Here is a 21,304-nt window from a genome sequence, read left to right on the forward strand (position 1 = left end):
CGGTAGAGCTTTTTAGTGTTAACTTAGACCCTTGGCACCTTGAGATATTGCTATTTTCAAAGATGTCCCTCTAACAGCATTACCTCGACCCAGTCGCCCACTGCCACATTGCCTTGGCTGTGCCCCAGCACGATCAGGCCGTTGGCCTGCACCATTGAGCTGAGCACACCCGAGCCCTGGTTGCCGGTGGTGCAGACCACCAATTCGTCTGCCGCATTGGTGCTGACGATGCCGCGCTGGTATTCGGTGCGGCCGGGTTTCTTGCGCAGGGTTTCCGAGCTTTTGGCCTTGAGCAGGGGCAAGGGTGGCGCTTGCCAGCCCATGAGCTGCTGGAGAGCCGGGCGCACGAATGCAGCAAAAGTGACCATGACCGCCACCGGGTTGCCGGGCAAGCCAAACAGCACGGCCGAGCGCTCGCCCTGCGTGATCCGGCCCACGGCCATGGGGCGGCCCGGGCGCATGGCGATGCGCCAGAAGGCCACATCACCGAGTTTTTTCATCATGGCCTTGGTGTGGTCGGCCTCGCCCACGCTCACGCCGCCGCTGGTGACGATGGCATCGGCCTTGTCTGCGGCATCGCGAAAGGCTTGTTCCAGTGCTGCAGGTTCGTCGCGCACCACGCCCATGTCGATCAGCTCGCAGCCCAGGGCCTGCACCATGCCCGCCACGGTGTAACGGTTGCTGTCGTACACAGCGCCTTCGCGGGGCGCTTCTCCCAGGCTCAGTATTTCGTCTCCCGTGGAGAAGTAAGCCACCTTGGGCCTGCGCCAGACCGATACCGTCGGTAGCCCTAGGCTGGCCAACAGGCCGCAGGCGGCCGGGTTCAGGCGGGTGCCAGAACGCAGGGCGGGCTGCCCAACCATCAGGTCTTCGCCAGCCAAGCGGCGGTTGTCACCCGCTTGCAGCAGGCCAGGCAGGATGTACACCGTGTCGCCTTCGGTCCTCACCAGCTCTTGCGGGGCCACAGTGTCCAGGCCCGCGGGCATGATGGCTCCTGTCATGATGCGCACGCATTCACCCACTTGCACCTGGCCTTGCCAGGCAGCACCCGCAAACGCCGTGCCTACCACGGTCAACGGGGTAGGGCGGTCGCTCAACAGATCAGCGCCGCGCATTGCATAGCCGTCCATGGCCGAGTTGTCGTGCGGCGGCACGCTGATGGGTGAGACCACGTCGCAGGCCAGGATGCGGCCGTGCGCCTGCATCAGGGGCACGGTTTCCTGTTCGCTCACCGGCTGCACCAGCTGGGCCAGAAAGTCGTTCACGTGGCGGGCCGATAGGGCTTGCGGGTCGTAGCCTTGCAGGCGCTCGGCAATGTCGTTCAGGCTAAGGGGCGTGGTCATGGTCAGGTCGGCACGGTCGTTGCTGGGCAACGGGCTTCAGAGGGATTCGAGTTGCTGGAGTTCGGCCAGCGTGTTGGCGTTGGCAAAAGCGTAGGCACTGTCGCCAGCTTGGTCAAATGGCACGATGGCGCAGCGGTGCTGCCCTGTCCAAGCGTCGATCTTGCGACCGCCGCCTTGGGTGAACTTGACCAGGCTTTCGAGCAGTTCAGTTTTGAGCAGGCAAAACACGGGCTGGGGGCGCACCGTGCCATCGGCCTCGGGAGCGGCGGCCATGGCCAGGTCGGCGTCTTGCGCTTCCATGGCTTTGTACAAGCGCTCCGCCAGATCAAGTGGAAACAGCGGCGTGTCGCACGGCACGGTGAGCATGAGCGGAGTTTCGCACCGCTCCAGACCTGTGAGAAAACCCGCCAAAGGCCCGGCATAGCCATCGATGCTGTCGGGCCAGACCGGCACGCCCAGCGACTCGTAGGCCGACAGGTTGCGGTTGGCGTTGATCAAAATCTCTTGCAGAGGCAGGCTTTGCAGCTGCAAGCGCATCAGGGTTTGCAGGGCCAGCGGCAGACCGCGAAAATTTTGCAAGCCCTTGTCGATACCCCCCATGCGCGAGCCGCGCCCGCCCGCCAAAATCAGGCCCGTGATGGCCGGTGTGTTGTTCATGGCGCTTAGCCTCCGATGTAGCTCATTTCCACCCGGCGGCCGGGGCCGCTGGCGGTGTCGGGGCCGCGCAGGCTGCGCAGCACCGAATATTGGTCGGTGCGCCCACTCCAGATGGCGTTCACCGCTGCGGCCAGCTGCGCATCGCTCTGCGCCGGATCGCGCAGCAACTGGCGCAGGTCATATCCCTGACTGGCAAACAGGCAGAGGTAAAGTTGGCCTTCGGTGGACAGGCGGGCTCGGTTGCAGTCGCCGCAAAAAGCCTGGGTCACGCTGCTGATCACGCCGACTTCGCCCAAAGCGGGGTCATATTGGCCCTGTGCATTGGCGTAGCCCCAGCGCTCGGCGGTCTCCCCTGGGGCAGACGGGTCCAATTGCACCAGGGGCAACTCGGTTTGCAGCAGGCGGATCACCTCGGCACTGGATAGCACCTCGTTCATTCGCCAGCCATTGGTCGCGCCCACGTCCATGTATTCGATGAAGCGCAGCGCGATGCCCGTGCCCCGGAAGTGCCGGGCCATGGGCAAGATCTCGTGCTCGTTGGTGCCTCGCTTAACCACCATGTTGACTTTGATGTTTGTGAGGCCGGCGAGTTGTGCCGCTTCAATGCCATCCAGTACCCTTGCCACAGGAAAATTCACATCATTCATGCGCTTGAACACTTGGTCGTCCAACGCATCGAGACTGACCGTGACGCGGTTAAGACCTGCCGCCTTGAGAGCGCTGGCCTTGTGGGCCAGCAGAGAGCCGTTGGTAGTCATCGTCAGGTCGATAGCCTCGCCTTCGGGCGTACGCAGCTTTGCCAATTGCGAAAGTAGCACTTCTAGATTCTTGCGCAACAGCGGCTCACCGCCGGTTAAACGGATCTTCTTGACCCCAAGTGCGATAAATTGCCGGGCCACCCTGGTAATTTCATCAAAATTGAGAAGCGATGAATATGGAAGGTATGGGTAGTCAGTGCCAAACACTTCTTTTGGCATGCAGTAAGCGCACCGGAAATTGCAGCGGTCGGTCACACTGATTCGCAGGTCGCGTAAGGGTCTTTGAAGGCGATCCCAAACGTCGATGGTCGGCAGCGTGTTTGGTAACGAATGCGCGATCTGCCGATCGAGTAACTGGCGATGATCTACCAGTGGGATTACGCGTGCCAGCAAAGGTTCACCCATGGCGTAGCTCCGTTGACGAATCCGAAAGACTATGTGTCAGCAAGAGCGTGGAAGTCACAGAGTCGTCACAAAGCTTTTCACATCTGGGTGCAGTCGCTGGGTTTTGCGTTTGGAGACCGTACCGAGATTTAGAAAGCAGACTGCTTCTTCGCCCGTTTCAAGGCTAAAAAGCTCGCGCATGCGGGGAGACTGCATAGCCTGTCCACTGGTGAGGCTGCTGCCAAAACCTTGGCCATGCGCCATCAGCAGCATATTTTGCACTGCAGCGCCGACCGATACCATGCGCTCCAGCTGGGGAATGGGTGGCTCGCAGGTACCCAGCCGGGCGATCGCAAGCATTAGGAATGGTGCGCGGTGCGCTTTCTCTCGGGCGGTTTCGATTTGTTCCAGCGTAGCACTGGGGTCGCGGTCCACCAGCGCCATCGCAAAGACTTCCGCCAACAGTTCACGTTTATCTGTGGGCACTACAACAAAACGCCAAGGTCGGACCAGGCCATGATCGGGCGCGGAAGCCGCGCTGCGAAAGATCTGAGCCAGCTGAGAACTGTTGGGGCCTGGCGACTCAAGGCGTTTAGGCGAGATGTTCTGGCGCGATGTGATCAAAGCGTCAGCAAAAGCTGACGGGCATGTATGAGAGTCCACGTCATGGCCGTACGCCAACAAGGTTTTGGAATGAGGAGATGCCGAATCCAAAAGGTCCACGATCATTTCTCCACTGGTGAGGCGCCAATGCTGTATCGTCGCCATCCCCATAAATCACTTAATGGAAAGAATCCACTTAGCCAAAATTTTGGCGTCAGTTTCACTAAGCGCCGCTTGTGCAGGCATTGGGATCGCTCCCCATTTGCCTGAACCACCCTTTTTGATACTGGCTGCCAAAGTCGTTTCGGCATCCTTTTGACCGGCATATTTTTTAGCCACGTCCGAATAGGCTGGTCCGACCAATTTTTTGTCTACTGCGTGACAAGTCATGCAGGCGTTCTTTTGAGCCAGCTCCAAGCTGGCGTGACCCGTAGTAGGCAGGAAAATGGAAAAACCAAGTGCCATCAGTGCACTGAACTTGCGAATCATGTTGTCTCCGAATCACGGTTTGATAAATGGCGGGCAGCACGACTGCTGCCCGCATCCGACCCGTCTTATGCGAACCGACGGTCCTTAAATGAGATCGACTTCTTGTAGTCGTCCACGCTACCGACGCGCTTGATGCCACCCCAGGTGCCTTTGTAGTAGGGCACCACGTTGCGGTCCACCCAGGAGGTCACCACATCGCCGGCCACACCCTTGATGTAGCCGAAGAGCATGAAGGTCTGCCCAGGCTTGAGTGCCTTGAGTGGGTAAGCCATGGCGTAAGTACTCCCGAAATCGTTGTAGATCTCGACCACATCACCCGCAACCACGCCCAGTGCCTTTGCGTCTTCAGGGTTCATCTCGATGTAGGCCATCGGGTAGCGGTCGCGTACGAAGCTGTTGTATTGGTCGTGGTAAGCGGTTTGCCAGACCTCGTTGGCACGACCCTGGTTGATCCAGAATTTGTACTTCGCCTTTTGGTCTGCCACCATTTTGGGCAAGCCATTCCAAGGTGCAGGCTTGAAATGGGCCTTGCCGTCACCGGTGCTGAACTTGCCATCGGCGTATTCCATTTCGGTGCCAATAAGCTTGCCGTCCTTGACCGCTTTGATCGGCAGTTGCACGCCGTTGTTGCCGGCCTTGCGCAGCAGTTCGTAGGTGGCCAGGTAGCCGGTGTCACCACCCTGGCTGTCAATGGGTTCCACGCCGGGACGTCCGGCTCGGCGGAAGCCGTCGTTGAAAGCGTCTTCTTCGGTCTTCCAATTGAAACCGTCGAAGCGCTTGACCATGTCCGCCTTGCCTTCCTTCTGATACATCGCCTTCAAGGTGTTGGCGATGTCGGCAGCAATCAGGCAGTCGGGTTTGGCCGAGCCGGGCGGATCCATGAACTTCTCGGACAGGCGCAGGCGGCGCTCGCCGTTCATGGAGGTCAGGTTCATCTCTCCCGGGTGGGTGGCCGGGAACAGCAGGTGTGCGTCGTCGGCGAGCTGAGTGGGGTAGAGGTTCATGGCCGCCACGAACATGCCGCCCTGATACTTGCAGGCGTTGTAGATCACGTCCACCAGCTGTTCGGTGCTGGCACCGCGGGCGCGGGCGATGGCCTCGTCCACGATTTTGGCGCGCTTGCTCAGCACCATGCGGTGCTGCTCGGCGTTGACCGTGGTCTGGTAGGGGTTGGTGCCCCACAGTGTGTACATCAGGCCTTTGCCGGCGATGACTTCCTGGTCGATGTAGATCTTGCTGTTGCCGGGGTAGGGCGGACGGGTGTAGCCCTCCTGGTGGCCACCGAGGCGGCACACTCCGGTGCCACGGCGGCCGACGTTTTCGGTCGCCAGCACCAGGCTCACCAGGGCGCTCTGGATCACGTAGTTGTCGTTGCCCCAGATGATGCCCTTCTCATAAGGGTGGAAGGTGCGCGGGCGATGGCCGCTGGCTTTGGGCTTGTAGGCCCATTCGGCGGCTTGCTTGATCTGGGCCACGGTCAGGCCGGTGGCCTTGGCTCCGTCCTCCAGGCTCATGCGATTGGTCTTGACCGCGTCCTCAAACCCGCTGGTGTGTTTGGCGATGAAGTCCTTGGCGATCCAGCCTTGTTGCACGACGTAGGTGAAAAGGGTGTTGAAAAGCGCTGTGTCAGTACCGGGCTGGATATCCAGGTGGAGCACATTTTCTTTGCCGGCCACTTGTTCGCAGATGGCCACCGTGGCTGAGCGGCGCGGGTCCACGATGATGATCTTGGCCGCAGCTGCCGTTTCGCCCGGGAACCACTTTTTCTTCTTGTCCACCGTGGAGCCCGACAGGTTGGCAACCCAGTGGTTCAGGAAGTAGTTGGTCTGCGTTTCGTAAGGGTTGGCACCGGTAACCAGTATGCAGTCCGCAAGTTGGGCGTCTTCGTAGCTGTTGTTCAGCTCGCCCACGCCCATGTCGCGCGTGGCGTGGCACTCGGAGTTGTAGGATGGACGGTTGTGGATACGCACCATCGGGGTTTTTAATGCGCTGAACATCAGCTTGCCGGTGCCCCAGGTGTTTTCGAATCCGCCGCCAGCGCCACCGTGGTCGAAGCAGTCGTAAAACAGGCCATCCGGGCCGTCATTGTCCAGGATCTTTTTGGTCAGGCCTGCATAGATCGCCAGGGCTTGCTCCCAGCTGGTATCAAGCCACTGATCGCCTCGCTTGATGCGTGGGTGCTTCAGCCGCTCGCGGCCGATGCCGTCGTGCGTGTACATGTAGCTGGCCATCTTGCCGCCGCGCGTGCTGGAGAGGCCGCTGTTCACGACACATTCCTTGTCGGGAACGATCATGATGTTCCACTTCTTGCCGCCCTTGTCGGTGATGGTGTTGGTCATCGCCCGTGTCAGGGTGGTGGCAAACGGCGGCAGCTGGGTGCGGAAGTCCAGGCCCAGTGCGTTCTGGTTCGGGGCGCGGCCGCCTTCGGTGTTGTGGTCCCACTTGTAAGCGTGGTAGCCACATCCGACGATGCAGAAGTGGCAGGTCATGTTGGTCTTCTGCGCGTCCTTCGGAGGCAGCGCAATTCGGTCGTTAATCTGAGTGGTCATGCTGGTCTCCTTAGAGGATGTTGGACTGGCGGCCGTAGATCAGACCGTCAACACCGACGGCGTGAACGCTGTCTGTCTTGGCGTCATACTCCAGCAAGATGCGCGGCAGGTCCTCGGTTGCTTGGCCGGTTACCATTTGCCCGCCATTCTCAGGGTCAAAAATCGAGAAGTGGCAACCGCACTTGAAGGTCTTGGTGCCGGGCTCATAGCCAACCGGGCAGCCCATGTGAGTGCAGTAGGAACTGTAGGCCACGATATCGCTGTTGGGGCCAACACCACCGGGCACGGGCGAACCCATACGGATCGCCAGGCAAGGGGAGCTGTCATCGGGATAAGCAAAGCTCACCGCTTGGTTTAGCGGCATGCCCTTTGCTGCGCCAACGGGTTTCTTTGGATAAGGTAGGGTCGTGCCATTGGCGCTGGCTGGGGCGGCAGCGTTTGCGTTGCGGATGGGAATGACCACCGATCCAGCAGCGGCTGCGGCGGCACCGCCAGACTTCAGAAAGAAGCGGCGGCCCATTTTGACGTCGTCCATATTGTCTCCTGGGTTTTAACAAAGGTGATTCATCAAAGCAATAGCTATGCCATTCAACGACCCCTTTAAAAACAGTGACTTGCGTACTCAGGGTTTGTTCTGTGGGAGATTTTCGTAACTTCTGAAAAAATGAAGGTTACGAAAACGTAACGTGAAACGCCCATTGATATGCTTTTTAATAGAAGAAGTAGCCTTGCCGCAGGCCTAGGTGTAGCTGCGGCAGCTGGGTCATTGTCGAGCTGGGGCGCCCAGCGGTTACGCATCGGACTGACCCCGGTCATCCTGGCCGATCAAGTGGCTTTTCTTTCGCGATGGGGACGCTACCTGAGTAACCGGGTCGGTATCGAAGTCGATTTCGTGGCTCGCGAGTCTTATCAAGGCATCCTGGATCAACTTTTTTCGGGGTATATCGACGCGGCCTGGGTCTGTGGTTATCCCTTTGTGCGTTTTGAGGCCAAGTTGTCCCTGCTTGCAGTGCCGCTGTATCAGGGGCAACCGTTTTATCAAGCCTACCTCATTCGGTCAAAGACACCCAACACGCAAGTGCAGGGTTGGGTCGATCTCAAGGGGCGCGTATTGGCTTATTCTGACCCCTTGTCCAACTCTGGCTGGCTGGTGGCTCAGGCGCAGCTTGCCAGGTTTGGTATCACCTCGCGCGATCTCAAGCGTGGCTTTTTCACCCATGGCCATCAGAATGTGGCGGAGGCTGTAGCGGCCCGTCTGGCCCACGCTGGCTCTATAGATGGCTACGTATGGGAGACGATGCGGGTCCAGAACATGCCCTCCGTCGCCAAGACCGAGGTGATCTGGAAATCGGAGCCTTTTGGGTTTCCTCCGCTGGTGGTTCGCAAGGGACAAGCGCGAGCACAGATGGACTCTTTGCGTTTGGCTTTGCTGGGCATGAATAACGACGAGGTAGGTCGTGATCTTTTGGCGTCTCTGAATCTGACCGGTTTCGTGGCTGGCCAAGCCAGCCTATTCGACAGCATCCGCCAGCAGGCCCAACGAGTGCCAAGCAGCGGTGTGGGGAATTGATGCTCCGTCGGTTGCCATATCGTGTACAGATTCCACTTGGCTTGTCTTTGGCCGTGTTGCTCGCGGCAGTCCTGGTCACAGCCGTTACTGCACAAGTTCAAGCGCAAAACGGGCGTCGAGAGACACTGTCGCTTCTGTACCGCGCGGTGGTGCTGGTAAGCGCTCAGGTGCGCCCGCTTCTGGCTGCCGATGACACATGGCGCGTGTTCTCGTTGTTACGTGACACTGCCCAGCTTATCCCTGGTGCAGACGCCGACAAGGCACGGCTGGCCATTCTTAGCCCAGACGGAACTGTGTTCGCTGCCTCGGATCCTGTGAAGCTGGAGACCGGTCGGCAAGTACTTGGTAAAGCCTGGGACAAGCAACTGCTACTCCCTGCGATAGAGGTAAACCAACGCAAGCAACTCACGTTGTCTGATGGTTCCGTCGTAATCATCGACCCCGTCCAAAGCGTAGACGGAGAGACTTTAGGTTTCGTATTCACCGAGGTAGAGGCCGCTGCGTTTGCACCGGATTGGGCGTCGCTGTTGCGCACTGCGTTGATCGGAATTTTGTTGGCCGTCACACTTCTTGTACCCATCGGTTGGTGGGTGGGCAAGCGGATGACCCGTCCCGTGGGCAGGTTGGTGGCCGTGATCGAGCGCATTGGGCGGGATGATCCCGGGCTGTTACGTGCTGAAGTGCCAAGGACCACCGACCCCGAATTGAGCCGCATCGGAGATGCAATTGAGCAGCTTATGGGTGAACTCGATCGTCGTAAATCGGCAGAAGAGCGCGCCCTCTCAGCTGAACGGTTGGCCGCAGTCGGCAAGATGACAGCTGCCGTTGCACACGAGATTAACAATCCCTTGGCTGGCATGCTGACTGCGACCCAGACGCTGCGTCTGCACGGCGGTACCGAGTCCATTCGACTGCGCACCATCGACCTGCTCGACCGCGGCTTGCAGCAGATCCGAAGTACCGTGGCGGCATTGTTGCCGCAAGCACGGATCGAAGACCGGCCTCTGGAGCCAGGGGACCTAGAAGACATCCTCACCCTAGTGAAGGCAACAGCAGAAAAACAGAGAGTCGAAATCAGGCTTCAAGTCGAAGTGGAGTCTGCCCTGCGCGTGCCATCAGCGCCACTGCGGCAAGTCATGCTCAACTTGTTACTGAATGCACTCAAAGTGGCTGGTGATGATGGCACAGTGTCTGCGCGGCTTCAGGCCGATGAAATGCGTGTACGGTTTTGCATCAGCAACAGCGGACCTATCTTGAGCGAAGAACGGTTCAAACGAACGCTGGCCGCCGAAAGTGGCAAAGACCCTCGCGGCTTCGGCCTGTGGGTTTGCCAGGAACTCGCCAACCACCTGCGGGGCCGGTTCGAGCTGGACACCCTTGAAACCCAACACACCAGACTCCTTTTCGAAGTACCGAATCGGGAAGCGCCAGAAAGCCAGACATGACATCCATATTGTTGATCGAAGATGACCCCATCATGGGGGAATCGCTTTTACAGAGGTTCGAGCTGGAGGGTTTTCAGGTATGTTGGTGCCGAAGACTAAACGAAGCCCGTACCGCACTGTCCACCTTGCCGACTGCAGTGGTCAGCGATGTTCGACTTCCTGATGGCCTTGCCACCGAATGGTTCGTATCCCTGCCAGCGGCCGTCAGAGGCTTACCCTGGTTCTTCCTCACGGGTTATGGCAGCGTCAATGATGCCGTAGCCGCGGTACGCGCCGGTGCTCGTGAATACCTCACCAAACCGTTTGACATTGAGATTCTTGTCTCCAAAATCCGTGGTGCAGTGAACCTCTCTGTCACCCACGATGACGGCGCACTGCTTGGCGTGTCTATGGCCATGCAACGTATCGAGGCGATGGTGCACAAGGTGGCCACCCAAAAGGTGTCGGTGTTGTTGACTGGGGAGTCGGGTGTTGGTAAAGAGGTGGCGGCTCAGCTTATCCACAGTCAGGACTCTAGGGTAGGCAAGGGCGCCTTTGTGGCGGTTAACTGCGCAGCCATCCCCGAAACTATGCTGGAGGCAGAATTCTTTGGTTACGAGAAGGGTGCCTTCTCAGGGGCCGTGCGTGCACATAAGGGATATCTGGAACGTGCACACAACGGCACACTGTTTTTGGACGAGGTGGGCGAGCTACCTGCCAGCATGCAGGCCAAGCTTTTGCGTGCGTTGCAGGAGAAATGTTTTTTCCGCATTGGTGCGGAGAACACTACGCAGAGCGACTTTCGCATTTTGGCTGCTACAAATCGCGATCTGTACGCTGACATGAATGCAGGCACGTTTCGCGAAGACCTTTTCTACCGGTTGGCGGTCATCAAGATCGAGCTGCCACCGCTGCGCGAACGGCCGGAAGACATTCGCTGGCTAACAGAAAAGCTTTTGGCCCAGATCGTGGTGGAGCAGGGGCGACCCCTGGCCATGTCAGAACCTTTCTTGCGTGACCTGATGCGCCGGGAGTGGCGCGGTAATGTGCGGGAGTTACGTTCTTTTCTAGAGCAGGCGGTGGTGCTCAGTGACGGTGGGCTGCTGGACCATCCAGAAAGCCAGGCTTCCCAAGATGATGGTGCGAACAATCTGCCCAGTGCCGGCATCGCACCCCTGCAGCGCTTCATAGAAACCGTTGAACGCTCACACATCCAGAAGGCGCTGCAGCATTGCGAAGGTAGCGTGGGTAAAACAGCTGACGTACTTGGTATTAGCCGCAAGACTTTGTGGGAAAAGATGAAGAAACTGGCAATCCACGCCTAACGCTGGTCCGACAAAATCTTCTCACCGTTGCACAGCTCGGAAAAAGGGTAATTGAGCCCCCACAGCTAGTCGTTCACGTTACTTATGGTGGTCGGTGCGCTTACGTTGTGGATGGCCTGGGCCTGGCTCGACCCGGTTGTCAGTCTGCTGATCGCAGCGGTCTTTCTTTGGGGCACCTGGAGCTTGTTCAGGCAGTCGCTGCATTTGCTGTTTGACGGCGTGCCCTATGGCGTGGACCCCCAGGCGGTTCACGACTGCCTAGTTTCACTGCCAGGTGTCAGTCGGGTTCATGACCTGCACATCTGGGCCATGGACACCTCGCAGGTGGCGATGACGGCCCACCTGGTGATGCCGCATGGACAAGCCGACGATGGGTTTCTCAAAGATGCCACCGAACGGCTACATGACCAGTTCGGGATCACCCACGTCACGCTACAGGTGGTGCAGGTGCCTTTTACATCCCCGTGCGGTGAATGGACAAGTGATCATTCACCCCAACTCGCCCAAGCTGGGCATTCGCACGATCAAGGACAAGCTCACCACCATTGAGCTGTTGTGCAGTCGGTGTTGTTCCTTACACCGCCTTGGTCAGGTTGACCCGCCGCATCAGCTCTTCGGCGCTTTCCTTGCGCTCGCTGTATCGGTCCACGAGGTAGGGTGAGACGTCGCGAGTCAACCAGGTGAACTTGACCAGCTCCTCCATCACATCCACCAGCCGATCGTGGTAGCTGGACGGCTTCATGCGGTCGTGTTCGTCAAACTCCTGGAAGGCCTTGGCCACCGACGATTGGTTCGGGATGGTAACCATGCGCATCCAGCGGCCTAGCACGCGCATCTGGTTGACGGCATTGAAAGACTGCGAGCCACCGCATACCTGCATCACCGCCAGCGTCTTTCCTTGAGTTGGGCGCACAGCGCCGACGGCCAAGGGAATCCAGTCGATCTGAGCTTTCATGATGCCGGTCATGGCACCGTGGCGCTCCGGTGAACTCCAGACCATACCTTCTGACCACAGTGTCAGTTCGCGCAGTTCTTGCACCTTGGGGTGGGTTTCCGGCGCGTCGTCCGGCAGGGGCAGTCCACTTGGATTGAAAATTCGCGTTTGCGCACCCATGGCATGCAGCAACCGAGCGGCTTCTTCCACCAGCAGGCGGCTAAAGGAGCGTGGTCGCAAGGAACCGTACATCAGCAAAATGCGCGGTGCATGTGCCGAGTGTTGGCGCAGCAGTTGTGCCGGATCGGGAGTGCGGAAATGTTCGGCTTGAACCTGTGGCAGGTCGGCAAGGGGCTTTGAGGATGATTTAGACACGGCGACCCTTTGCATCGATGACCTGTTCGCCATCTTCCTTGACGAAGGGGCCTTGTTGCGGGGCTGGCAGGATCTCGAGCACAACCTCGGATGGGCGGCACAGCCGCACGCCCAGCGGCGTGATTACAAATGGACGGTTGAGCAAGATGGGGTGTTCCTGAATCAAGTCCAGCAGTTGTGCATCCGTCCACTTTGGATTGCCCAGGTCCAGCTCGGCGTAGGGGGTGCCTTTTTCACGGAGCACCTGGCGCACCGTGGCGCCCATGGCGCTCAGCCAAGTTTGGATCTGCTGTGTGCTGGGCGGTTGCTTGAGATACTCGATGAGACTGGGTTCCACGCCGCTGTTGCGGATCATGGCCAGCACGTTGCGAGAGGTGCCGCAAGCGGGATTGTGATAGATGGTTATGTCGGTCATGGGTGAACTTCAGGTTCAGATTGCACGGGGTTTCCAGGCGTTGACTATGGCTACCAGGGAGAGCATCACGGGTACCTCAACCAGCACTCCGACAACGGTTGCCAGTGCCGCGCCCGAGTTCAGTCCGAACAGCGAAATGGCCACAGCCACGGCCAGCTCGAAGAAGTTGGAGGTGCCAATCAGGCAGGCCGGTCCGGCAATGTCATGCGGCAGCTTGAGCCACTTCGCGCCCCACCAGGTTATGAAGAAGATGCCGTAGGACTGCAGGATCAGCGGCACGGCGATCAGTGCGATCACCCCGGGCCTTTCAACAATGGTGCCTGCCTGAAAGCCGAACAGAAGTACCACGGTGGCGATCAAGCCCACCACCGACCAGGGCTTGAGGCGTGCCACGAACTGACCCAGGGCTGTGGGCGACTGTTTGACCAGCAGTTGTCGCGTGGCCATACCGGCCAGCAGCGGCAGCACAACATACAACACGGTGGCGATGAGCAGCGTTTCCCACGGCACGGTCACGTTCGTTACGCCAAGCAAAAAAGCGGCAATCGGTGCAAACGCCCCCACCATGATCAGGTCGTTCACCGACACCTGCACCAGCGTGTAGTTGGCGTCACCCTTGACCAATTGGCTCCACACGAACACCATGGCCGTGCAGGGTGCCACGCCCAGCAAAATCATGCCGGCGATGTATTCGTTGGCCGACTGTGGGTCGACCCAGTCCGCAAAGACATACTGAAAAAACAGCACACCCAACCCCGCCATGGTGAAGGGCTTGATCAGCCAGTTGACCACCAGCGTGAGCATCAGGCCCTGAGGCTTCTTGCCTACGTCCTTGACTGCATGCCAGTCGATCTGGATCATCATCGGATAGATCATGATCCAGATGAACACGGCCACCACCAGGTTCACCTGCGCGATTTCCATCGCGGCCACAACCTGAAAAGCGCCTGGTATGAGCAAACCAAGACCTACACCAGCCAAAATGCCCAGTCCGACCCACACGGTCAGGTAACGTTCAAAAACACCCATGGATCACACCTCAAAAATGAAAATGCCCGATCGATGAACGACCGGACCAGTGATTCGAATAAACAGCTCAAGCCTTCTGACGACCGATGTCCACCAGCTCTTTTTGCAAGGCTAAGCGGTCGAGCTTTTCAAGGGGTAAATTGACCATCAGTGCAATGCGGCGGCTGAGGATCATGAAAGCGTCCGAAAATGCCTTCTTCACCGCATCTTCTGTACCCGTAACTTCGGCGGGATCAGGTACACCCCAGTGGGCTGACATTGGTTGCCCCGGCCATACAGGACATACCTCGCCAGCGGCCTTGTCGCAGACCGTGAGCACAAAACTCATGTGCGGCGCATCGTCCTCTGCGAACTCGCTCCAATTCTTGCTGCGTAAGCCGTCGGTTTTGAAGTGGTTACGTTCCAAAAGTTCAATGGCGAGCGGATTGACCTGACCTGCAGGGTGGCTACCAGCACTGAATGCGCGAAAGCGTCCCCCTCCAAAGTTATTGAGGATGGATTCGGCCATGATGCTTCTGGCCGAGTTGCCAGTGCACAGAAAAAGCACGTTGTAGACGGACATTACAAAACCTTTCAGCAGCAAGATGCAGAGGACGGGACGGAGGAAACGGGCGCACAACACGCACCTGAGGAAACTGCGGCCTGTGGTGAGCTAGACGCGGTGTCTAACCCGTATGACGCGGCGGGGGACGTACAGCAACTTGTTGCAGGCTGGCCGCCAGGTGAGCAGCAGGCGACAGCCGAGACCTCATCGACCTTTTCGCGGAACACTGGGATGTTGTCCAGCGTATGGAAGTGCTCCCAAGTGATGCCTTGTGGGTCGGTGACCCAGTGTTTCTCGCTGCGGGCGTAACAGCAGGTGGTAGCGCCTTCATCCATCAGGCTCATGTCGGCGGCTATGGCACGGTCTTTCAAGGTCTGCAACTCATCGGCGTTGTCGGTCTGGATGCCCAGATGATCGATCCCGGGTTGATCGCCTCGCGTGGAGATAGCGAAATTCACCGGTGGGTCGTCCAGCATCCATTTGGCGTAATCGGCCTCGGTGCGGGACGGTTCAGCTGCAAACAGTTGGCTGTAAAAAGCAATGCTCTGGGGCAGATCATTGACATGGAGGTGAACGTGGAAACGTTTCATGGTTGGTCATCTCCACAGTTTGCGCAATCGTGTTGGGTGGGCGTTTCCAGGCAGGCCTGTCCTTGGCAGCAGTGCGCTGTCAGATAAGCCAGCAGGTCGTTCATCAATGGAATGGATGCGCGATAAAACAAATTTCGGCCATCTCGCTCGCAGGAAATCAACCCGGAGTGACTCAACTCTTTCAAATGGAAGGACAGAGCGGTGGATGCAACCCCCAATTCCTCAGCCATTTGTCCGGGGTTCAATCCCTCAGGCCCCGCGACCACCAGCAGACGAAAAATCCGCAACCGTGTCTCCTGCGAAAGCGCACCAAGGGCCTTGATCACTTCGATTTCTTGCATGGTGTCTCCTTAGGTACTTGCCGGACTGGGCAAGGCCAGCTTGGTGGGTAGCGCGAGGGTGACCAGCCAGCAAACCAGTAGCATTAGGGCTGAACCAATCAACGCGTACAGCAGGCCACCCCACTGGTAAAGCAAGCCGGACATTAGAGTGCCAAAGAAACGGCCCAACGCGTTGGCGGCGTAGTAAAAGCCCACGTCTTCGGCCGCTTTCTCGCTACCAGCGTAGGCCAGGATCAGATAGGAGTGCACAGAGGAGTTGACGGCGAAGGCAAAGCCAAACAGGCCCAGTCCACCGACCACCCACCATTGCAAGTTGGCAACTTCCAACCACAGTGCGGCGGCGATGCCCACGGGAATCAATGCCAGCACAAGCGACCATCCTCGCGCCGCCGGCACTTCGGTACTCAGCCCATCGGGGCTGCGCTTGACCAAGTTGGGGGCGAGTGCCTGCACCAAGCCATAGCCAATCGTCCAGGCGGCGAGAAAGCCGCCGACCATGGTGAAGTTCCAACCCTGTGAATACAAAAACACCGGTACACCGACCACGAACCACACATCACGCGCCCCAAACAGGGCCACGCGCGCGGCGGCCAGGCCGTTGATACCGGCGTTCTTTGCGAACAGTTCCTTGGCCGACTTGGAGGCCTTGGCCTTGCCCATCATCGGCGGCACCGCAAACACCACGCCCAACAGCACCAACAGCAGCAAAGCGGCCATGGCCCAGAGCGAATGCTGGAACCCCAGTGCCTGCAGCAGTACGCCACCGAGGAAGAAACCGAAACCCTTCATGGCGTTCTTGCTGCCAGTGAACCAGGCCACCCACTTGAACAACTGGTTGTTGCCGCCGTCTTCAGCCTTGGCCTGCGCCTGCGTGACTTTGATGGCCGACTTACTGGCGGTCTTGGTCAGGTCCTTGGCCACACCGCAGATGCCCTGAGCCACCACCACCCAAGCCACCGACACGGCGGCAGTCCACATTGGATTCAGCAATGAGAGCAGTGTGAAGCCCGTGATCTGTGTCACCAAGCCAACGCTCAGCATGCGCTGGATGCCGTAGCGTGTGGCTAACCAGCCACCGATCAGGTTGGCCAACACCCCCGCCGCTTCGTACAACAGGAACAGGAAGGCCAGCGTAAACGGCGAATAGCCCAGCTTGTAGAAGTGCAGCAGCACCAGCATGCGAAGCGCACCGTCGGTGAGCGTGAAGCCCCAGTAGGCGGCGGTGACGATGGCGTAGTTGCGAATCGCGTGGCTGCCTGTCGAAGGCGCTGATGGCGTTGCTGCAGACATCAAATGCCCACCGATTCGAGATGGCAGGCCAGGTCAACCATGCGAGTGGCGTAGCCCATCTCGTTGTCGTACCAGGCGTAGACCTTGAGCAACGTGTTGTCGGTCACCATGGTCGACAAACCATCAACGATGGAGCTGCGCGTGTCGCGGGCGTAATCGGCACTCACCAGAGGGCGGGTCTCGTAACCCAGGATGCCGGCCAGCGGCCCGTTGGCAGCGGCTTCAAACAAGGCGTTTACTTCCTCAACCGTGGTAGCGCGATTGAGCTCGAACACACAGTCGGTCAGCGATGCGTTCAGCACGGGTACGCGGACTGCATGGCCATTGAGCTTGCCCTTGAGTTCGGGGTAGATCAGTGCGATCGCGGTGGCGCTGCCGGTGGTGGTGGGCGCCAGGCTGGCCATCGCGCTGCGTGCGCGGCGCAGGTCCTTGTGCGGCGCATCCACCACCACGTTGGTGTTGGTCGGGTCGTGCAGTGTGGTGATCTGGCCGTGGCGGATGCCAATGGCTTCGTGGATCACTTTCACCACCGGGGCCAGGCAGTTGGTGGTGCAGCTGGCAGCGGTGACGATGCGGTCTCGCGCAGGGTTGTAATGCTGCTCGTTGATACCGACCACGATATTGAGCACATTACCGACCTTGACAGGAGCGGCCACGATCACCCGTTTAGCGCCCCGGGCCAAGTGGCCCTGCAGGGTCTCGGGCGTCAAAAATTTGCCGGTGCACTCCAACACCACGTCCACACCCAAGTCACCCCAGGGTATCTCCGCTGCGTTGGCGTGCTCGCTGAATGACAGGCGACGTTCGTTGATACGAATGGCGTCGCTGCCTTCGGCTGCGATGTCTGCACGCCACTTACCCTGCACCGTGTCGAAGGCCAATAGGTGAGCTGTGGCCGCAGCGCCCCCTTTGATTTCATTGAGGTGCACCACCTCCAATCGGTTGCCAATGCGCGGATCGATGGTTTCACGTTCGATGGCGCCGCATGCCGCACGCAGGGCCAGACGCCCCACACGGCCCATGCCGTTGATACCGACTTTCATGTTCACTGTCCTTCATTCATTAATTCAACATGAATTGAATTATTGCATGAACATATGACAAGCCTGTGACGAAAGATTCATCTCATCAGAAATATCCCGGAAAATTTTTATGCTTACTACTGCAGTAACTTTACGTTCTTGGCCCCGCCTCTTTCATAAGGTCTGCCACCTCTGCTGTTTGTGTCGTGCGGAAATAGCCCAACACGGTGGCGACGCTGTGGTGCCCCGTCATGGCCATGGTCTGAGCGAGGGGGACGTTTTGCAGGCCGGCTTCCGTCACGAACCCTGAGCGCAGGGAGTGGGCGGCATAGTTGCCGTCAATGCCTGCCAACAAGCATCGCTTTTTAACGATATCTTTGACAGCGGCAGGGGAGAGCGCTTCACCGATGTGACCGCCTTTGCGCACTCTTCGGAAAATCGCCCCGCTGGTGATGTGGCTGACGGTGAGCCATGCCGAGAGGGCTTGCGCTGCGAGCCCGAAAATGGGTTTGTGGTTTTCAGCGCGTTCTACACCAGCTTGGTTCGTTTTGGAGAACGCCAAGTTGTAGAGATAGGCATCGGGGCCGGTGCGTTTTAAAAACTGCATGTCTGCGCTGGCCACCTCGGAGCGCCTTCGGCCACCACTGGACCAGGCGAACAAGATCAGTGCTCTATCGCGGATGCCGATGACCGTGTCATCGCACGTTTGCAGGATGGCTTGAAGAGGCTCTTTGGTGAGAGCGTCTTTTTTGCGGGGGAGGGCGCCCCGTTTGGCATAGGCCTTGCGGGTACGGGAGAGAAGCTCGCGCACTTTGGGGTCGTGGCAAGGGTTTTTGAACTCGCCAATTTGGTGGGCTTTGGACAGGACTGCAATTCTGTGAATCAAGGTGTTGTGTGCGAGTGCGCCGAGTTTGCCTTTGAAGCCTGACTTGACCAAGGCTTGATCGATCTCGATGGGCAGCTCGTGCGCCAGGCCTTTGTCCGTGGTTCTATCAGCGTGGTCGACGACAAACTGGAGCACACAGGCGGTGGGCACGGGCAGCTGGATTTGTCGGCCATAGCGTGCGCCAAACCATGCGGCCCAGTAGCGTAAGGCACTACGGTAGCTGATGAGGGTGTTTTTCGATTCACCTTCGCGCAGTAGCTCCTCGACGGCGCGTTGGGTGACTTCGCTCAGGGCCTCTGGCTCCAGGGCGGGTGTATTTTTGAGCGTTGGCAGGCGCAAGTTCATGGGGGGGTTATTTTTTTGAATAAATCGTACATAGCATGTAATATTATTTATCTTTTTAACCTTTAAATCACGATAAATATCTCTTATCGTCGGTAAATTTACAGCAAGGAGCAGGGCGATGCAAGTTAATAGTCCAAGGGGTGTTCAGCAAACCGATGTCAACGGCGCAGCCGACGAATTGCTCAGTGAGCAACTCAAACCGACCATTGAACGTGTTCGCATGAAATTGGGCCGTGGATCGCCCAACACCGTGGGCCCGATGCTGGAGGTCTGGTTTTCTTCATTGGGAGAGCGTTTGAGAGGACCAACGGGTGAATCCGATAAAACAAGCGAATTGCCAGCTACTGTGCAAGTAGCCATGAAAACCCTCTGGAAAAGCGCTTTGCAGGAGGCTCACAGTACTTTTGAAGCATCAAAAGCAGATTTCGCGAACACAGCAAGTCAGCAAGAACAGCAAATGACGACGGTGCTTGCTGAAATTGAAGCTGAGCGTGGAGCGTTCACGCAGAAGGCATCAGAATTAAAGCAAGCCCTTGATGCGCTTGAACTGAAGCATGCCGAAACACAAGGTCAAGCGCATAAGCTTCAAATGCTTGTGAACAAGAAGGATGAGGAACTCACATCATCGCGTCTGGCGCTTCAACAGCAAGTTGCCGAAGGCAATGAGGAGCGTCGCCGTCACGATGCGCAACTGCGGTCTCACAGCGCTGAAATCCAAGCGCTTCAGGCACAGTTTGTGTCTTCAGAACGAAGACTGATGGCGGAGATTGATCGCGAGCGCCAACAAGTAAAAAAATTACAGGCAGAGGTGGAGATTGAAAAAAAGAAGCAGATACGACATCAAAGTGAGGCTCTGGAAGTGGCAGGAAATTTGACCAAGCAACTGCACGAGCTGAGGATGCAAAACACGCAGCTATCAGAGCGCGCATCAGGTTATCTTGCACGCATCAACGACATGCAACCCAAAAAACTCAAATCTGCAGCAAAGAACAAAGCCGTACGAAGCGTAATCGGATAGAAGTTAGCACATCAACGTTTTGGTCTTGCCAAATCACCAGTCCTTGATAGCGTCAACTTTACTTGGAATATGTGAGTAGCTATAACTTTACTTGGAAAGTAGCGTCAACTTTACTTGTGTGACCGTCCGATGCCTTGGATTCACGACCAATTCACCCGCCCATAAGTTCATACGATGTATATTATGTTAAGTGACATCTGTCAAAGAAGTTGATTAATTTAAGAAAATTATGTGAGCACGCGCACGTTGCATGGCAAAATCTCGCCGTTCTATTCATCTGGAGAAAAATCTTGAACAAAGCAGAACTGATTGAAGCGTTGGCCAAAGAAACTGACATGTCCAAAGCCGCTGCCGGCCGTGCAGTAAGCGCTCTGGTTGACATCATCACCAAGACCGTTGCCAAAAAACAAGACGTGCAACTGATTGGCTTTGGTACCTTCAAAGCTGCCAAGCGTGCCGCACGCGTTGGCAAGAACCCACGCACTGGCGAGAAGCTGAAAATCGCAGCGGCAACCGTGCCCCGTTTCAGCGCTGGTGCCGCTTTCAAAGCCGCTGTGAACAAGAAGAAGTAATTTCCAATTGCTTCCGCCGAAAGGCAGCCATGGTGATCCACCTGGCTGCCTTTTTTCATGGCCGTTTGCTGAAGGGGCAATCAGCCGTTTTTGACAACGCGCTTGTGCGCGATAGCGAACTGTGCGAGCGCATGCGATGAGATAACTTGTGTGGGTCTGGTGTTTTGTCTCACCACCAAGAAAGCCCAACATGACCCCTCAAAAATATGCTTACATGGCTTGGCTGGCTCCGCTACTGGCTTTGTGGCTACCGCATAACGTGCAAGCACAAAGACCCGACGATCAAGTCCCACGCAAAGCACAGCGGCAAGTTAAGCCAGCCCAGCACCCGCCGCAGATGAAGAAAGCACCGAGTCAACGCCCAGCTTCTAAGCCGCAACACAAAGAGCGTTGGCACCCCAATCAACCGTCTACAGACATGCCGCACCACATGCTTGTGCCCTCGCCTGTTGCAGACATTCAGATCGGTCAGTATTTCCAATCGCACCATCTGGCGCTAGCAAAAAGCTATTACAGCAGGCCTGAGAACATGGGGTTTTGCCCACCGGGTTTGGCCAAAAAAGGATCTGGCTGCCTGCCTCCGGGGCAGGCCAAACTGTGGCGCAAGGGTGAGCGATTGCCCCAGAGTGTCGTTTATTACGACGTGCCCAGATCGGTGGTTGTCACATTGGGCGTGCCACCGCCGGGCTACAAATACGTCCGTGTCGCCTCCGATATCTTGTTGATTGCCATAGGCACCAGCATGGTGATCGATGCGATGGAAGATTTGGTTCGCTAGAGCGAAACCACCTGCGTGGCCAGGATCAATGGCTTGCTCGCCTGCAAGCCGTTGCAGAAAATC

General features: G+C 57.7%; 23 protein-coding genes. 7 read left to right on the top strand and 16 right to left on the bottom strand.

The window, feature by feature from the left end; translation table 11 throughout:
- Positions 1-56 precede the first annotated feature (56 nt).
- The 7 genes from moeA to ACZ5RG_RS06330 all read right to left on the bottom strand — a co-directional run bounded on the left by moeA (position 57) and on the right by ACZ5RG_RS06330 (position 7,318).
- On the bottom strand, positions 57-1,343 hold the full coding sequence (moeA, locus tag ACZ5RG_RS06300; protein ID WP_464448053.1) for a molybdopterin molybdotransferase MoeA: 1,287 nt from the start codon (positions 1,341-1,343) through the stop codon (positions 57-59).
- Between the two features lie 36 nt (positions 1,344-1,379).
- Positions 1,380-2,000: a molybdenum cofactor guanylyltransferase MobA gene (gene mobA, locus ACZ5RG_RS06305; RefSeq protein WP_464448054.1), complete on the bottom strand. Its 621-nt coding sequence runs from the start codon at positions 1,998-2,000 to the stop codon at positions 1,380-1,382.
- Positions 2,001-2,005: 5 nt separating this feature from the next.
- The gene (gene moaA / locus ACZ5RG_RS06310) at positions 2,006-3,151 is read right to left on the bottom strand and encodes a GTP 3',8-cyclase MoaA (RefSeq protein ID WP_464448181.1); all 1,146 of its coding nucleotides are present in this window, start codon (positions 3,149-3,151) and stop codon (positions 2,006-2,008) included.
- Positions 3,152-3,217: 66 nt separating this feature from the next.
- Positions 3,218-3,910 carry a nitroreductase family protein gene (locus ACZ5RG_RS06315; RefSeq protein ID WP_464448055.1) on the bottom strand — a complete coding sequence of 231 codons (693 nt, stop codon included), beginning with the start codon at positions 3,908-3,910 and terminating at the stop codon, positions 3,218-3,220.
- Between the two features lie 9 nt (positions 3,911-3,919).
- Entirely contained in the window at positions 3,920-4,210 is a 291-nt protein-coding gene (locus ACZ5RG_RS06320) for a c-type cytochrome (protein WP_464448182.1), read from the bottom strand.
- Between the two features lie 89 nt (positions 4,211-4,299).
- Positions 4,300-6,783, bottom strand: a complete 2,484-nt coding sequence (locus tag ACZ5RG_RS06325) for an arsenate reductase (azurin) large subunit (RefSeq protein WP_464448056.1) — start codon at positions 6,781-6,783, stop codon at positions 4,300-4,302.
- A gap of 10 nt (positions 6,784-6,793) precedes the next feature.
- Positions 6,794-7,318, bottom strand: a complete 525-nt coding sequence (locus ACZ5RG_RS06330) for an arsenate reductase (azurin) small subunit (protein ID WP_464448057.1) — start codon at positions 7,316-7,318, stop codon at positions 6,794-6,796.
- Between the two features lie 168 nt (positions 7,319-7,486).
- Here ACZ5RG_RS06330 and ACZ5RG_RS06335 point away from each other — a divergent pair, with 168 nt between their 5' ends.
- The 4 genes from ACZ5RG_RS06335 to ACZ5RG_RS06350 all read left to right on the top strand — a co-directional run bounded on the left by ACZ5RG_RS06335 (position 7,487) and on the right by ACZ5RG_RS06350 (position 11,651).
- Positions 7,487-8,353, top strand: coding sequence for a PhnD/SsuA/transferrin family substrate-binding protein (locus ACZ5RG_RS06335; protein ID WP_464448058.1), 867 nt, complete (start codon positions 7,487-7,489; stop codon positions 8,351-8,353).
- A gap of 41 nt (positions 8,354-8,394) precedes the next feature.
- Positions 8,395-9,798: a sensor histidine kinase gene (locus ACZ5RG_RS06340; protein ID WP_464448059.1), complete on the top strand. Its 1,404-nt coding sequence runs from the start codon at positions 8,395-8,397 to the stop codon at positions 9,796-9,798.
- Complete coding sequence (locus ACZ5RG_RS06345) at positions 9,795-11,102, top strand: sigma-54-dependent transcriptional regulator (RefSeq protein WP_464448060.1); 1,308 nt, start codon at positions 9,795-9,797, stop codon at positions 11,100-11,102. Before ACZ5RG_RS06340 ends, ACZ5RG_RS06345 begins: the two co-directional genes overlap by 4 nt.
- Before the next feature lie 84 nt (positions 11,103-11,186).
- A complete protein-coding gene (locus tag ACZ5RG_RS06350; RefSeq protein WP_464448061.1) occupies positions 11,187-11,651 on the top strand; it encodes a cation diffusion facilitator family transporter in 465 nt (154 codons plus the stop codon).
- A gap of 25 nt (positions 11,652-11,676) precedes the next feature.
- Here ACZ5RG_RS06350 and arsH read toward each other — a convergent pair whose 3' ends face one another.
- From arsH to ACZ5RG_RS06395, 9 genes are all read right to left on the bottom strand, one after another.
- Complete coding sequence (arsH, locus tag ACZ5RG_RS06355; protein ID WP_464448062.1) at positions 11,677-12,411, bottom strand: arsenical resistance protein ArsH; 735 nt, start codon at positions 12,409-12,411, stop codon at positions 11,677-11,679.
- A complete protein-coding gene (gene arsC, locus ACZ5RG_RS06360) occupies positions 12,404-12,826 on the bottom strand; it encodes an arsenate reductase (glutaredoxin) (protein ID WP_464448063.1) in 423 nt (140 codons plus the stop codon). The genes arsH and arsC overlap by 8 nt, the downstream gene beginning before the upstream one ends.
- Before the next feature lie 15 nt (positions 12,827-12,841).
- Positions 12,842-13,855, bottom strand: coding sequence for an ACR3 family arsenite efflux transporter (arsB, locus tag ACZ5RG_RS06365; RefSeq protein ID WP_464448064.1), 1,014 nt, complete (start codon positions 13,853-13,855; stop codon positions 12,842-12,844).
- 67 nt (positions 13,856-13,922) lie between these two features.
- Entirely contained in the window at positions 13,923-14,417 is a 495-nt protein-coding gene (locus tag ACZ5RG_RS06370; RefSeq protein WP_464448065.1) for an arsenate reductase ArsC, read from the bottom strand.
- A gap of 11 nt (positions 14,418-14,428) precedes the next feature.
- Entirely contained in the window at positions 14,429-14,989 is a 561-nt protein-coding gene (locus tag ACZ5RG_RS06375) for an ArsI/CadI family heavy metal resistance metalloenzyme (protein ID WP_464448066.1), read from the bottom strand.
- Positions 14,986-15,330: an ArsR/SmtB family transcription factor gene (locus ACZ5RG_RS06380; RefSeq protein WP_464448067.1), complete on the bottom strand. Its 345-nt coding sequence runs from the start codon at positions 15,328-15,330 to the stop codon at positions 14,986-14,988. The genes ACZ5RG_RS06375 and ACZ5RG_RS06380 overlap by 4 nt, the downstream gene beginning before the upstream one ends.
- Positions 15,331-15,339: 9 nt before the next feature.
- On the bottom strand, positions 15,340-16,620 hold the full coding sequence (gene arsJ, locus ACZ5RG_RS06385) for an organoarsenical effux MFS transporter ArsJ (protein WP_464448068.1): 1,281 nt from the start codon (positions 16,618-16,620) through the stop codon (positions 15,340-15,342).
- Positions 16,620-17,663: an ArsJ-associated glyceraldehyde-3-phosphate dehydrogenase gene (locus ACZ5RG_RS06390; RefSeq protein ID WP_464448069.1), complete on the bottom strand. Its 1,044-nt coding sequence runs from the start codon at positions 17,661-17,663 to the stop codon at positions 16,620-16,622. Before ACZ5RG_RS06390 ends, arsJ begins: the two co-directional genes overlap by 1 nt.
- Before the next feature lie 130 nt (positions 17,664-17,793).
- Positions 17,794-18,867, bottom strand: coding sequence for a site-specific integrase (locus ACZ5RG_RS06395; protein WP_464448183.1), 1,074 nt, complete (start codon positions 18,865-18,867; stop codon positions 17,794-17,796).
- A 124-nt stretch (positions 18,868-18,991) separates the two neighbouring features.
- Here ACZ5RG_RS06395 and ACZ5RG_RS06400 point away from each other — a divergent pair, with 124 nt between their 5' ends.
- The 3 genes from ACZ5RG_RS06400 (at position 18,992) to ACZ5RG_RS06410 (ending at position 21,241) form a co-directional block, all read left to right on the top strand.
- A complete protein-coding gene (locus ACZ5RG_RS06400; RefSeq protein WP_053176218.1) occupies positions 18,992-19,891 on the top strand; it encodes a DNA-binding protein in 900 nt (299 codons plus the stop codon).
- A gap of 290 nt (positions 19,892-20,181) precedes the next feature.
- The gene (locus tag ACZ5RG_RS06405) at positions 20,182-20,463 is read left to right on the top strand and encodes an HU family DNA-binding protein (RefSeq protein ID WP_100171317.1); all 282 of its coding nucleotides are present in this window, start codon (positions 20,182-20,184) and stop codon (positions 20,461-20,463) included.
- Between the two features lie 190 nt (positions 20,464-20,653).
- Entirely contained in the window at positions 20,654-21,241 is a 588-nt protein-coding gene (locus tag ACZ5RG_RS06410) for a hypothetical protein (protein ID WP_464448070.1), read from the top strand.
- Positions 21,242-21,304: the final 63 nt, after the last annotated feature.

Source organism: Limnohabitans sp. TEGF005, from assembly GCF_055394835.1.

What these genes read in the sequence shown, in the direction of transcription:
- moeA (WP_464448053.1), bottom strand. Translation starts at nt 1,343, where the DNA reads ATGACCACGCCCCTTAGCCTGAACGACATTGCCGAGCGCCTGCAAGGC.
- mobA (WP_464448054.1), bottom strand. Translation starts at nt 2,000, where the DNA reads ATGAACAACACACCGGCCATCACGGGCCTGATTTTGGCGGGCGGGCGC.
- ACZ5RG_RS06315 (WP_464448055.1), bottom strand. Translation starts at nt 3,910, where the DNA reads ATGGCGACGATACAGCATTGGCGCCTCACCAGTGGAGAAATGATCGTG.
- ACZ5RG_RS06320 (WP_464448182.1), bottom strand. Translation starts at nt 4,210, where the DNA reads ATGGCACTTGGTTTTTCCATTTTCCTGCCTACTACGGGTCACGCCAGC.
- ACZ5RG_RS06325 (WP_464448056.1), bottom strand. Translation starts at nt 6,783, where the DNA reads ATGACCACTCAGATTAACGACCGAATTGCGCTGCCTCCGAAGGACGCG.
- ACZ5RG_RS06330 (WP_464448057.1), bottom strand. Translation starts at nt 7,318, where the DNA reads ATGGACGACGTCAAAATGGGCCGCCGCTTCTTTCTGAAGTCTGGCGGT.
- ACZ5RG_RS06335 (WP_464448058.1), top strand. Translation starts at nt 7,487, where the DNA reads ATGCTTTTTAATAGAAGAAGTAGCCTTGCCGCAGGCCTAGGTGTAGCT.
- ACZ5RG_RS06345 (WP_464448060.1), top strand. Translation starts at nt 9,795, where the DNA reads ATGACATCCATATTGTTGATCGAAGATGACCCCATCATGGGGGAATCG.
- ACZ5RG_RS06350 (WP_464448061.1), top strand. Translation starts at nt 11,187, where the DNA reads ATGGTGGTCGGTGCGCTTACGTTGTGGATGGCCTGGGCCTGGCTCGAC.
- arsC (WP_464448063.1), bottom strand. Translation starts at nt 12,826, where the DNA reads ATGACCGACATAACCATCTATCACAATCCCGCTTGCGGCACCTCTCGC.
- arsB (WP_464448064.1), bottom strand. Translation starts at nt 13,855, where the DNA reads ATGGGTGTTTTTGAACGTTACCTGACCGTGTGGGTCGGACTGGGCATT.
- ACZ5RG_RS06370 (WP_464448065.1), bottom strand. Translation starts at nt 14,417, where the DNA reads ATGTCCGTCTACAACGTGCTTTTTCTGTGCACTGGCAACTCGGCCAGA.
- ACZ5RG_RS06375 (WP_464448066.1), bottom strand. Translation starts at nt 14,989, where the DNA reads ATGAAACGTTTCCACGTTCACCTCCATGTCAATGATCTGCCCCAGAGC.
- ACZ5RG_RS06380 (WP_464448067.1), bottom strand. Translation starts at nt 15,330, where the DNA reads ATGCAAGAAATCGAAGTGATCAAGGCCCTTGGTGCGCTTTCGCAGGAG.
- arsJ (WP_464448068.1), bottom strand. Translation starts at nt 16,620, where the DNA reads ATGTCTGCAGCAACGCCATCAGCGCCTTCGACAGGCAGCCACGCGATT.
- ACZ5RG_RS06390 (WP_464448069.1), bottom strand. Translation starts at nt 17,663, where the DNA reads ATGAAAGTCGGTATCAACGGCATGGGCCGTGTGGGGCGTCTGGCCCTG.
- ACZ5RG_RS06400 (WP_053176218.1), top strand. Translation starts at nt 18,992, where the DNA reads ATGCAAGTTAATAGTCCAAGGGGTGTTCAGCAAACCGATGTCAACGGC.
- ACZ5RG_RS06410 (WP_464448070.1), top strand. Translation starts at nt 20,654, where the DNA reads ATGACCCCTCAAAAATATGCTTACATGGCTTGGCTGGCTCCGCTACTG.